The organism is Bacillus sp. FSL K6-1005 (genome assembly GCF_038000225.1).
Classification (GTDB): Bacteria; Bacillota; Bacilli; order Bacillales; family Bacillaceae; genus Bacillus; species Bacillus mojavensis.
The window spans coordinates 3624918-3637591 of record NZ_JBBOBP010000001.1 but is presented as its reverse complement, the minus strand read 5'-3'; the positions used below and the strand labels follow the sequence as shown (position 1 = coordinate 3637591).

The 12674-nt window shown below is 39.7% G+C and carries 10 protein-coding genes; 7 read left to right on the top strand and 3 right to left on the bottom strand.

Annotated features, from left to right (window positions below):
* Positions 1-96 precede the first annotated feature (96 nt).
* Positions 97-1482, top strand: a complete 1386-nt coding sequence (locus NST16_RS18820) for a sugar porter family MFS transporter (protein WP_010332536.1) — start codon at positions 97-99, stop codon at positions 1480-1482.
* A gap of 46 nt (positions 1483-1528) precedes the next feature.
* Here the strand turns inward: NST16_RS18820 and htpG are convergent, their stop codons facing one another.
* Together htpG and NST16_RS18810 are read right to left on the bottom strand one after the other, a co-directional pair.
* Positions 1529-3409: a molecular chaperone HtpG gene (gene htpG, locus NST16_RS18815; RefSeq protein WP_010332537.1), complete on the bottom strand. Its 1881-nt coding sequence runs from the start codon at positions 3407-3409 to the stop codon at positions 1529-1531.
* A gap of 189 nt (positions 3410-3598) precedes the next feature.
* Positions 3599-3850 carry a hypothetical protein gene (locus NST16_RS18810; RefSeq protein ID WP_268447835.1) on the bottom strand — a complete coding sequence of 84 codons (252 nt, stop codon included), beginning with the start codon at positions 3848-3850 and terminating at the stop codon, positions 3599-3601.
* 117 nt (positions 3851-3967) lie between these two features.
* On the opposite strand from NST16_RS18810, the gene NST16_RS18805 reads away from it, so the two are divergent.
* The 5 genes from NST16_RS18805 (at position 3968) to NST16_RS18785 (ending at position 9693) form a co-directional block, all read left to right on the top strand.
* Positions 3968-4786: an SDR family oxidoreductase gene (locus tag NST16_RS18805; RefSeq protein ID WP_340887975.1), complete on the top strand. Its 819-nt coding sequence runs from the start codon at positions 3968-3970 to the stop codon at positions 4784-4786.
* Between the two features lie 356 nt (positions 4787-5142).
* Positions 5143-5373 (top strand): Blp family class II bacteriocin, encoded by a 231-nt coding sequence (locus NST16_RS18800; protein WP_010332540.1) that lies wholly within the window; start codon positions 5143-5145, stop codon positions 5371-5373.
* 39 nt (positions 5374-5412) lie between these two features.
* Positions 5413-5661, top strand: a complete 249-nt coding sequence (locus tag NST16_RS18795) for a Blp family class II bacteriocin (RefSeq protein ID WP_010332541.1) — start codon at positions 5413-5415, stop codon at positions 5659-5661.
* Positions 5662-6028: 367 nt separating this feature from the next.
* Positions 6029-8221 (top strand): peptidase domain-containing ABC transporter, encoded by a 2193-nt coding sequence (locus NST16_RS18790; protein WP_340887970.1) that lies wholly within the window; start codon positions 6029-6031, stop codon positions 8219-8221.
* Positions 8222-8223: 2 nt separating this feature from the next.
* Positions 8224-9693: an HlyD family efflux transporter periplasmic adaptor subunit gene (locus NST16_RS18785; protein ID WP_340887968.1), complete on the top strand. Its 1470-nt coding sequence runs from the start codon at positions 8224-8226 to the stop codon at positions 9691-9693.
* A gap of 323 nt (positions 9694-10016) precedes the next feature.
* Here the strand turns inward: NST16_RS18785 and NST16_RS18780 are convergent, their stop codons facing one another.
* Positions 10017-11177 carry a TetR/AcrR family transcriptional regulator gene (locus NST16_RS18780; protein WP_340887966.1) on the bottom strand — a complete coding sequence of 387 codons (1161 nt, stop codon included), beginning with the start codon at positions 11175-11177 and terminating at the stop codon, positions 10017-10019.
* A gap of 141 nt (positions 11178-11318) precedes the next feature.
* On the opposite strand from NST16_RS18780, the gene NST16_RS18775 reads away from it, so the two are divergent.
* Positions 11319-12656, top strand: coding sequence for an aldehyde dehydrogenase family protein (locus tag NST16_RS18775; protein WP_340887964.1), 1338 nt, complete (start codon positions 11319-11321; stop codon positions 12654-12656).
* The last annotated feature ends 18 nt before the right edge of the window (positions 12657-12674 follow it).

Here is a 12674-nt window from a genome sequence, read left to right as displayed (position 1 = left end):
CAAATGTTTCAAATCGATTAGGAAAAGGGTACTACTCTATTAACTTTGTTAAATATAGTACATACTCATTGGCTCAAAGACTGAGGAGGAACATTTGTGAAGACAAATATAAGGAAATATTTGATCTACTTTTTCGGCGCTTTAGGGGGGCTGCTTTACGGTTACGATACGGGCGTCATCTCGGGCGCACTGCTATTTATCAACAATGATATCCCTTTAACAACACTGACAGAAGGATTGGTTGTCAGCATGCTGCTACTCGGCGCGATTTTTGGTTCCGCATTCAGCGGAACGTGCTCCGATCGCTGGGGCAGGAGAAAAGTCGTATTTGTCCTTTCCATCATTTTTATCATTGGAGCGCTCGCTTGTGCGTTTTCTCAAACCGTCACCATGCTAATAATGTCTCGGGTCATTCTCGGTTTAGCCGTAGGCGGTTCAACGGCGCTGGTGCCTGTCTACCTTTCAGAAATGGCGCCGACAAAAATCCGCGGAACACTCGGCACGATGAACAACCTAATGATTGTCACCGGTATTTTACTTGCATATATTGTAAACTTTCTATTCACACCGTTTGAAGCGTGGCGCTGGATGGTGGGGCTGGCTGCGGTTCCTGCCGTGCTTTTATTAATTGGGATCGCGTTTATGCCGGAATCGCCAAGATGGCTCGTGAAGCGCGGACGTGAAGATGAAGCGAAACGAATCATGAAAATCACTCATGATCCAAAAGATATTGAAATAGAATTGGCGGAGATGAAGCAAGGGGAAGCTGAGAAAAAAGAAACAACACTCGGCGTGTTAAAAGCCAAATGGATTCGTCCCATGCTTTTGATTGGGGTCGGTCTTGCTATATTCCAGCAGGCTGTCGGCATTAACACGGTGATATACTATGCGCCAACCATTTTTACAAAGGCTGGCCTTGGTACGTCAGCTTCTGCACTCGGCACAATGGGAATCGGTGTCCTCAACGTCATCATGTGTATCACCGCCATGATCTTAATTGACCGTGTCGGCCGCAAAAAGCTTCTGATCTGGGGAAGTGTCGGCATTACGCTGAGCTTGGCCGCACTATCGGGTGTGCTCCTGATGCTGGGGCTCTCTACATCAACAGCTTGGCTCACCGTCGTATTTCTCGGAGTTTATATCGTATTCTACCAGGCGACATGGGGGCCGGTGGTTTGGGTGCTCATGCCTGAGCTCTTCCCGTCCAAAGCGCGCGGAGCAGCGACAGGGTTCACCACTTTGGTGCTATCGGCGGCCAACCTGATCGTGTCGCTCGTCTTCCCGCTCATGCTCAGCGTGATGGGCATCGCATGGGTCTTTATGATTTTCTCAGTCATTTGTCTTCTCTCATTTTTCTTCGCCCTTTACATGGTTCCTGAAACCAAAGGGAAAAGCTTAGAAGAAATTGAAGCAAGCTTGAAACAACGTTTTAAAAGAAAGAACAACAGACAAAGCCGTGTGCTCAATGAACGGACGTCATAAATAAAAAAAGGAATCGTCTCATTTGGACGATTCCCTTTTTTTATTCTTACACCATTACTTTGCACATATTGTTCGTAAATTCCACAGGGTCCTGAATTGGCAGACCTTCGATCAGAAGCGCCTGATTGTACAGGAGATATGTGTACAGGCTTAGTTTCTCTTTATCTTGTTCGAAAGCGTTCTGCAGCGTGTTGAATACCTCGTGATTCGGGTTGATTTCCAGCACTTTGTCCGCTTTTACATTTTGGCTGTCCGGCATCGCATTTAAGATTTTTTCCATCTCGATTGTCACTTCACCATCAGCTGCAAGGCAGACCGGATGAGATTTGAGGCGTTTGGATACTCTGACGTTTTTCACTTTGCCGGACAGTATATTTTTCATTTCCTCAAACAGATCCTTGTATTTGCTTTCTTCTTCTTCAGACTGCTTTTGATCCTCATCTGAATCAATGCCAAGGTCGCCGCTTGATACAGATTTAAACTCTTTTTCTTGATATGAAGCGAGCATCTTGATCGCAAATTCATCAATATCCTCTGTAAAGTAAAGAATTTCATAGCCTTTGTCCGCTACCATTTCCGTTTGCGGCAGTTTTTCAATGCGATCGTATGAATCACCGGTCGCGTAGTAAATATATTTCTGTTCTTCAGGCATTCTGGATACATACTCGTCTAGGCTGACCAGTTTTTTCTCTTTGGAAGAGTAGAATAATAAGAGATCCTTCAATTGATCTTTATTCGCGCCAAAATCATTGTACACGCCGAACTTCAGCTGTCTGCCGAATGATTTGTAGAAGGTCTCATATTTTTCTCTGTCTTTTTTCAGCAGGCTCTGCAGCTCGCTTTTGATCTTTTTGCTGATGTTTTTCGCAATCAGCTTCAGCTGGCGGTCATGCTGCAGCATTTCTCTGGAAATGTTCAGCGACAGATCCTCAGAATCGACCATACCCTTTACAAAGCTGAAGTGGTCCGGCAGCAGATCCGCGCATTTGTTCATAATCAGCACGCCGTTGGAATACAGCTCCAAGCCTTTCTCATATTCCTTAGAGTAATAGTCAAACGGCATGTTTTCAGGAATAAATAGAATCGCGTTGTAACGAACGGCACCATCCACACTGATATGGACGTGAGTGAGCGGTTTATCAAATCCATAATGCTTTTCAGAATAGAACGTTTCATAGTCCTCATCTGTCAGCTCGCTCTTGTTTTTTCTCCAGATCGGCACCATGCTGTTAACTGTCTGTTCTTCCTGTACCTCTTCAAATTCATTCTCGCTGCCTTCCTTCGGCTTGTTAACTGTTGTATCCATTTTGATCGGGTAGCGAATGAAGTCGGAGTACTTTTTGATGATTGCTTTTAAACGATATTCTTCTAAAAATTCATCATAGCTCTCATCTTCCGTGTTCTCTTTGATCTTCAGAATAATGTCTGTGCCGACAGAATCCTTTTCACACGGCTCAATTGTGTAGCCGTCCGCACCTGCAGACTCCCATTTATACGCTTCTTCACTGCCGAGCGCCTTACTGATAACGGTCACCACGTCGGCAACCATAAACGCCGCATAAAATCCGACACCGAATTGCCCGATGATGTCATGGCCGTCCTTCAGTTCGTTTTCTTTTTTAAACGCAAGAGAGCCGCTTTTCGCGATCGTACCGAGGTGCTGTTCAAGCTCGTCCTTTGTCATTCCGATCCCTGTATCCGTGATCGTCAGCGTTCTCGCACCTTTGTCAGCCGCAACTTTTATGTAGTAATTGTCTTTATCGAAGGTTAGCGCATCATCAGTCAGCGCTTTGTAATAGATTTTGTCAATCGCGTCACTCGCATTGGAAATTAACTCGCGCAGAAAAATTTCTTTTTGGGTGTAAATGGAATTAATCATCATATCCAGCAGCCGTTTGGACTCTGCTTTAAACTCTTTTTTGGCCATTCCGCTCGCTCCTTTTTCATGCTTTGTGATGTTATGTAAACTCTTTTCAGCATCTATTTATCACAAATGATGACTTCTGTCAATATGGTTTTCATCAAAGAACGATAGATGCATATATATGTCAATTTAACATTAGTTGGGTGAGTTTTCACTATTTTTTCTAGACAATCGGATAAGAGAAAGAGAGGATCAGCCTCTCTTTTGTCCTGCATCATTCCAACGGCCAAACTCCCGCTTCATCCAAATATGCACCGGATAGAAAAACAAACAGAACGGTATCAGAAACAATAGATTATGCCATGAAGCATTCAGAAGTGCGCTAGCTGTAACCGGAAACGTAATCTCTTGCAATAAAAAAGAGATGACAGTCAGCACAGCAAACGCAGCCGGAATCGTGACAAGACAATAAAATTTGAGTTCCTTCTTATGCTGTACCTTCAAAACACATAAAACCTCCCAACAATTTCTCATTCATCTTACCATATACAGGTATTACTTTTTTCACATGTTTATCACTGCACACAGCGGGAAGACAAATAAAAAAGGAGGATTCTTGTTATGGGACGATTAGAAAACAAAACAGCTGTGATCACAGGCGCTGCGACAGGCATTGGACAAGCAACGGCAGAGGTTTTTGCCAATGAAGGCGCGCGTGTGATTGTCGGCGACATTAATGAAGATCAAATGAAAGAGACAGTCGAAACGATCAGACAAAACGGAGGACAGGCTGAGGCTTTTCATCTTGATGTGTCAGATGAAGAAAATGTGAAACAATTTGCTGATCAACTCAAAGACGCGTACGGCACAATTGATATTCTCTTTAACAACGCCGGCGTCGATCAGGAAGGCGGAAAAGTCCACGAATATCCCGTTGACCTGTTTGACCGCATTATCGCAGTCGATCTGCGCGGCACGTTCCTTTGCAGCAAATACCTGATTCCGCTCATGCTCGAAAAAGGAGGCTCCATCATCAACACCTCCTCCATGTCAGGCAGGGCTGCGGACCTTGACCGCTCCGGCTATAACGCCGCAAAAGGCGGTATCACAAACCTGACAAGAGCGATGGCAATTGATTACGCAAGAAACGGCATTCGGGTCAATTCCATCTCACCGGGTACGATTGAAACGCCGCTGATTGACAAATTAGCTGGCACCAAGGAACAGGAAATGGGCGAGAAATTCCGCGAAGCCAACAAATGGATCACGCCGCTCGGCCGACTCGGCAAACCGAAGGAAATGGCGACGGTGGCACTGTTCCTCGCATCTGACGACAGCTCATACGTCACAGGCGAAGACATCACCGCAGACGGCGGCATCATGGCGTATACATGGCCTGGGAAGATGCTGATTGATGAGAAATGGAAGGAAGAGAAGTAAGAGAGGGAATGTCCCTCTCTCTTTTTATTACGTTTATTTTAATAATCTTAGACTCGTCTTATTTAATATAAGGTAAATAAAATTGTACAGATAATCAGAAAAAACCATAGTGATTTTATGTAGGGTTAACTACTTTATAATAATTGAGCAACCTGAAAAATCCAAACTAAACTTAATCCTAAATATTTATTAAAGATGAATTCTCACGAACTTTTTGGGGGTATTTAAGTCTATAAAAATACATATAAACAGTTATATAAGATCATAAAATTGAAATAAAATGTTGATTTATGTATATTTTTTCTATATAATCTTTTTGCGACGTCGATATATTTATGAAAAGGAGGTTTTTTCAAATGTCTGTTGAAAAAGATCTGAATACAAACTTTATTGCTTTAGATGAAAAAGAACTGATGAATATCGATGGAGGTAAGTATTCGGCTAAAGGTTATGCTAAAACGTTATTAACAGGTACTGCCTTCTCCGCCGGATCAGGCGCTTTAATTGCTGGCCCTGCAGGCGCTTTTGTAGGAGCTCATTTCGGAGCAATCGGAAGCTCAGTAAAATATTTGATTACTGGGGATTGATAAAGTATACATATTAACATAATATAGGAGGGTATATTGTTGAAAAACTTAAATTGTTTAGAACTAAATGAACAAGAATTACTAGAAATAGACGGAGGAGGCTGGAAAACAGTAGCACGTGATGCTGTAGGTGGTGCTGTAGGTGGTGCTATTACAGGAGCAGGTAAAGGACTTATTCGCGGTATGGTAGGCGCTCCTGTATCCGGAGGTTCTAGTATAGTTGGTGGCATGATTCTTGGGGGAGCCATTGGTGCAGGCTATGGTGTCTATAAATCAATTCGTCATTAATTATAGTAAATTATCTCTCTTCTTCGAAGAGGGATAATTTGATTTAAGAATAATGAGATGGGTGTTTAATTTGAAGAAAATGACTAAAAAGGATTTTAAACTAAATTTACTTGGATGGGGCTTGCCATTCTTTTTCATTTTTTGCGGCATGCATTATAAAGATTTTTATTCCTACTTTAGGACCCATGATTACTTAGGTGCATGTATGGACTTGTCCGTAATAGCAATTTTGTGTTTTGTAGGAACATATTTTTATACACTTCTTGAGGCAAAACTAAATCAATTAAAAAGCAAATGAACTTTCACCTATGAAAATATAATTTTTTCATTATAAATATTTCACTTTCAGTAATTATTGGAGAAAAAAATGCTATTTAAAAAGTATCATTGTGTAAAACAACTTGATGAAAAAGATTGTGGAGCAGCATGTTTAGCTACAATTTTAAGGCATTATGGATCACGAATTTCTTTGTCGAAAATTCGTGACATTGCTGGCACAAATCAAGAGGGAACAAGCGCTTTAGGTATAGTTAAAGCTGCAGAAAAGTTGGGTTTTTCCGCCAAAGGGGTCAGGGGAGATCATACAGTTTTAGATCAACCCTTTGGGCTACCTGCTATTGCTCATGTCGTTCTTGATGGTAATTTAATGCATTACGTTGTTATTCATAAAATCAAAAAAAACGAAATAATTATAGCGGATCCTGGAAGGGGATTAGTAAGGTATACAAAAGAAGAATTTTTAAGCATATGGACTGGAGTATTACTACTAATGCTCCCTGCAGCAAATTATAAGGAATATAACGAGAGAAGTACAGTAAAGCAAGATATTTTTCGCTTGATAGCACATCAAAAATCGCTTATAATCCATACAATTTTAACTTCATTAATTATAACAATCCTCGGTATTACGGGGGCTTTTTATTTTCAGTACATAATTGACGATATCTTGCCTAACAATTCAGTAGGAACTTTACACATCCTTTCTATAGGAATGCTGATAATGTTTTTATTTAAAGTAGTTTTAACTGCATTCAGGCAATATCTCATGATTATTTTAGGGCAAAAATTGAGTATATCAATCATGTTTGGATACTTTAAACATGTAGTAAAACTCCCTATGAAATTTTTCAATACCAGAAAAATAGGAGAGATTATATCACGATTTAATGATGCTACGAAAGTAATTGATGCAATTGCAAGTGTTTCTATTTCTGTATTTCTAGATACATTTATGCTTCTGTTAGCTGGAATATTTTTATTTTTGCAGAATTCAACTTTATTCTTTGTTGTTTTAGCAATAGTCCCTGTATATATATTTGTGGTACTTTTATTTGTAAAACCCTATCATAGGATAAATGATGAAGAAATGGAGAATAATGCACAACTAACTTCTACAATTGTTGATTATCTAGAGGGCATGGAAACAATTAAAGCTCACAATGCCGAATATAAAGTAACTGCTGATACAGAAAAAAAATTAGTAAAATATCTACGATCAGCATATAAACATGGAGTTCTTGATAACTTCCAAAATTCGATAAAAGTTTTTATTGATTTAACAAGCGGCATTGTTATCCTTTGGATAGGATCAATTCAAGTGATGAAAGGCAACCTTTCAATCGGACAACTTATTGCTTATAATGCTTTACTAGTTTACTTTTTTGATCCTTTGCAAAGTTTACTTGGTTTACAATCTAAACTCCAATCAGCTACTGTTGCTTCCAAAAGACTAGAAGAAGTTCTAGAGATAGAGCCAGAACTAATAAACACAGAAAATGCTAGAACTAAAATAACTAATACTGAACTAATAAAAGGGCCTATTCAATTCAATAAAGTCAGTTTTCAATATGATTTAAAAAGAAAAATATTAAACGAGGTTACTTTAAATATAAAATCTGGAGAAAAGGTTGCTTTTGTAGGAGAAAGCGGATCCGGTAAGTCTACTCTAGCCAAACTGTTAATGAATTTTTATAAGGTAGAAAGTGGAGATATTTTAATTAACGAAAATAATTTAAAAGATATAAGTATAACTACTTTAAGGGAAGCAATTAGTTACATACCACAAGAACCTTATTTTTTTAATGGAACAATTATTGAGAATTTATTATTAGGATCTTCAAATTCTTATACTTTTGAAGAAATAGTTAAAATTTGTAAATTAACAATGATTCATGACTTTATCAATGATCTACCCTTCCGCTACGAAACAGTTATTGAAGAAAATGGATCAAATTTGTCCGGTGGCCAAAAACAAAGACTTGCAATTGCACGGGCATTGCTAAGAAAACCTTCTATTCTAATAATGGATGAATCGACAAGTAATTTAGACTCGTTAACTGAGATAGAGATTTCTAAAGTTATTAGAAACCTTTCAAAAGATATTACCGCTATAATAATTGCTCATAGATTAAGTATAGTAAAAAATTGCGACAAAATTTTTGTAATTGAAAACGGAGAAGTCTTAGAACAAGGTAATCACCAGGAATTAATATGCTTAGAAGGTAAATATTTTAATTTGTGGGATAATCAAACGTCATCAGAAAAGTTGGTGACTAATTAGTTATGAAATATAACTTTTTTAATATAGAAGAATTAAAAGACAGCAGAGAACTCTATGAATCAAAACCAAAACCAATTGGTCTAATCTTTGTCTATTTACTCATGGCCTTATTAATAGCTGTTATTGTTTTTAGTTTCTATGGAAAGAAAGAAGTGATTCTAAAAACAACAGCTGACATCCAATATACTATACCTGACAGCAACGTAACAAACGAAGTAGCCGGGAAAGTAAAGACAGTTACTTTTAAACAAGTTGATAAGGTACAAAAGGGAGATACACTGCTTACGCTAGAAAATACTGAAATTCAAGCGCAGAAAAAGGCGGTTAAAGCAGATATCAAAGATTTAAAAGAACAAGCTGCGTTAAACAAAACTCTAAAAAAAAGTATTGAAAATGACAAAAACTTATTCAGTGAGGATGATCATTGGGGTTATCAAGATCAATATCTCTCTTACAAAAAACAGAGTAATTTGTTAGAGTCATCAGAAGAAAATGCAAAAACTCAACAGAATAAACTTGAGAAGCAGAAAAAAACCGCAAAAAATAGTCTCGATAAGAAAAAAAACAAAGTGGAATTAAAGCTTCGACGAATTTCTGATCTGCAAGACTCCATTAAAAACAATAAATCCTTTGCCAAACAGGATGATAAGTATAGTTCTTACTATAATAGTTATCAAACTAACAAACAAAATGTGGCGCAGCAGCTTGATGATCTACAGAAGATGAAAGATGAGCTCGATAAAAACAGTTTTTCACAGCAGAAAGAGAATCTGAACGGACAGCTAGAAAGTTTAAAACAAGATATGTTAGTAAAACTAAGTGAAGAAAAAGACGAATTAAAACAATCTCTTGATGAGATTAACAGTTCAATGAAAAGTAACGATTTTGACAGTGATTCCGATAACTCAGAGCAAACAAATTATAAGCTTTCAATTGAGCAACTCAAAACAAACTTGCTAAATCAAACATCTCAAAAGCAAACAGATCTTCAGACCACTCTTAAATCAAGAGAAGATGATCTAAAGATGATAGATTTACAATTAGAAAAATATAAAATAAAAGCAACAAGTGATGGCTATGTTAATGTATTAACAAATATATCTCCAGGTGACAATTTACAAGCAGGCACTGCTATTTTGACTATTGTCCCTGATAAAGAGAAGCTTAAAGGTAACATTTATATTCCGAGTCATGAGATCACAAATATTAATGAAAAAGATAAGGTTAGATTCCATATTGAAAATACAAATCAAACCATTAAAGGTGTCATTACAAAAATAAGTCCAGACAGTATTAGTGATCAAAACGGGCAAAAATTTTATATTGCTGAAAGCACGATAGAAAGCAAAGAAATTGTTAAAGATAACGGAACAAAAATACATTTAAAAAATGGCATGCAGACAGATGTATCAATTATCGTTGATTCAAAAAGATATATTGATTATTTTTTAGATGTATTACACTTACGTTAATTTCCATTTAGAGAAATGTTCATATATGTCTCAAAAGCAGATGAGAATCTGCTTTGAGGCATTTTATTTTTTATAAGAAAGGTATAGGACGTATAGAATCATGTCTCAAAACAAACTATTATTTTTACTCTTTTCATTTTCTTCAAGCGTTCGCCTGCTCTTCAATACGATTTTAGTCCCCACTGGAAGCTGGAAGTCTTGGACGGTGAATATTGCTTTTATTCTTTTGGCTCTTCTATTTCTCAATCTCACTTTAAAAGAAAGAAAATCAAAAGACCAAGTATCTTAACAACACAAAGCCCGGGTCAAGTCTCCGGGCCGCTTCAAAGCAATACAACCTTATACTTCTTCACATCCAAAAACTGCAAAAACTCCCTGGCCAGCACCCTCGGATCGTGCGCCTTTCCCTCATCCAGCCGATACAACATCAAACCGATAATCATAGCGGAAACATAATAAGCATAAAGTTTCTTTCCCGCGCGGATATCAAGCTGCTGATGCAGGTAAAAAGATTCCAGCGCTTTGAACATGCTGGGTATCACATGAGGAATTCCCCATTCAGGATTGAGAAACCGGACAATAGGCGAGCGCTCCGATAACGCAGAAAGCAGGCTGGCAAGCGCCGTCTCAGCTTCCGCTAAAGAAAGCTCATCCGGACTGGCACTCACCGTCAGCCGGTCAATCATATCTGCACACGATTGATGAATCATCGCTTGTACCAGCTCATCTTTATTGGCATAGTGATCATAAAAGGTCGCCCTGCGAATGTTGCTTTTTCTGGTAATATCCGAAATCGTCACCGCCGCATAGTCTTTTTTCTCCGCCAATACGTCCAGCAACGCCTCCTGCAGCGCCTGTCTCGTGCGGACAACACGACGGTCAATTTGCTTGTTCTCCTCCGGCTCGGCTTCAACAGCCTGCCCAAACAGCCAATAAAACCGTTTCTGAGAAACAAGTTCCCATACCTTGTGGCTGATGGCTTCTGGAGACGCAGACGCATCCTCATTCAGCCAGTACAAAATAATCGCATACGTATACAAAGCCCTGTAATGTCCGTAAATCTCCTGCTCCATCGGCGTCAAATTCACATGAATCGGAGACAGCATGACATCCTGCTGAAACACATCTTTAAAAAATCGGTGGAAATTGTGATACGGTACGTTGTCTCTAATCATCATTGCTGAGAAGAAAGATTGATGCTGATGAACAAAAGACAATGTCGGATGCACGGTTTGCCGCTTTTGGCTGAGATAAAGTGTATCCATATGCTTGAAGGCTTCATAGAGCGCTTCGCTCAATCCTTCCTGCATGTCACCCATCAAATCCTCAATAATCGAAAACTTATCCTCGTAATAAAGATAGAGTGTCCCGCGGCTCACTTGTGCGTGTTCAGCAATTTCTTTCATTGTAATCTGTCGAATATCCCTTTTTTCTAATAAATCCTGAAGCGCCTGTTTGATTTGAGCCTCAGCAGATTCCGGCAAAAGGTTCACCTCCAAACTTAGACAGATGTTCGATATATGTACGGTAACGTATAGATGATTCTCCGTTGTCTTTCTTATAGAAAAGATACCACTTTATAATAGTTCCGAGATAAGCAGAAAGCAAATGAGGGGGATTTTACAATGGAACAGCAAGTAAAAGACGACATTCAGCGCGTCTTCCAGCTTCAGAAAAAACAGCAAAAAGTGCTGCGCGCTTCAACAGCGGAACAGCGCAAAGAAAAGCTTCAGCGCTTTTTGGATTCCGTCATCGCACATGAAGAGGAAATTATCGAAGCGATCCGCAAAGACGTGCGGAAGCCGTATCACGAGGTCAAAAAAGCAGAAATCGAAGGTACAAAAAAAGCGATCAGAGATAATATGAACAACCTGGAAACATGGATGACACCCAAAGAAGTCGGTTCATCCTTAAGCTCTGATGCCAACGGAATCCTCATGTACGAGCCTAAAGGCGTTACGCTTATACTCGGTCCGTGGAACTACCCGTTTATGCTGACGATGGCGCCGCTTGCCGCTTCTATCGCAGCAGGAAACAGTGCCATTGTGAAGCTGTCAGACTTTACGATGAACACGAGCAACATTGCCGCAAAAGTCATCCGAGATGCTTTCGACGAAAAAGAAGTTGCCATTTTTGAAGGAGAGGTTGAAGTGGCCACTGAACTTCTTGATCAGCCGTTCGACCACATTTTCTTCACCGGAAGCACAAATGTGGGAAAAATCGTCATGACAGCAGCCGCCAAGCACTTGGCATCTGTCACGCTTGAGCTTGGCGGCAAGAGTCCGACCATCATCGACAGTGAATACGACTTAATGGACGCAGCTAAAAAAATTGCTGTCGGCAAGTTCGTAAATGCCGGTCAAACCTGCATCGCGCCGGATTATGTCTTCATTAAAAAAGACGTGCAGGACAAGTTCGCGGGCATTTTGCAAACCATCGTCAACGCAGGATTTATGGAAGATGATTACACGCCGGATCGAAACAAATTTACGCAAATTGTCAATGACCGCAACTTTAACCGCGTCAAAGCTTTATACGACGATGCCATCGAGAAAGGCGCGGAAGTTGTGTTCGGCGGCGTATTTGATGCAAGCGACCGTACGATCTCGCCAACCGTTTTGAAAAACGTTACGCCAGATATGAAGATCATGCAGGAAGAAATCTTTGCACCGATCCTGCCGATGATGAACTATGAAGACATCGATGAAGTCATTGATTACGTAAATGACCGCGATAAACCGCTCGCGCTTTATGTATTCAGCCACAACCAAGACCTGATCGACAATGTCCTTCAACATACCACATCAGGAAATGCAGCCATCAATGATGTCGTCGTTCATTTCAGTGACGTCAACCTGCCATTCGGCGGCGTCAACACAAGCGGAATCGGCTCTTACCATGGGGTATATGGATTTAAAGAGTTCTCCCATGAAAAAGGTGTGTTTATTCAAGCAACTAAATAAACATGGTTCAGAGAATCT

Bases quoted from the DNA above. Each gene is read 5' to 3' on its own strand.
- NST16_RS18800 (WP_010332540.1), top strand. From the start codon at position 5,143: ATGTCTGTTGAAAAAGATCTGAATACAAACTTTATTGCTTTAGATGAA.
- NST16_RS18790 (WP_340887970.1), top strand. From the start codon at position 6,029: ATGCTATTTAAAAAGTATCATTGTGTAAAACAACTTGATGAAAAAGAT.
- NST16_RS18805 (WP_340887975.1), top strand. From the start codon at position 3,968: ATGGGACGATTAGAAAACAAAACAGCTGTGATCACAGGCGCTGCGACA.
- htpG (WP_010332537.1), bottom strand. From the start codon at position 3,409: ATGGCCAAAAAAGAGTTTAAAGCAGAGTCCAAACGGCTGCTGGATATG.
- NST16_RS18775 (WP_340887964.1), top strand. From the start codon at position 11,319: ATGGAACAGCAAGTAAAAGACGACATTCAGCGCGTCTTCCAGCTTCAG.
- NST16_RS18785 (WP_340887968.1), top strand. From the start codon at position 8,224: ATGAAATATAACTTTTTTAATATAGAAGAATTAAAAGACAGCAGAGAA.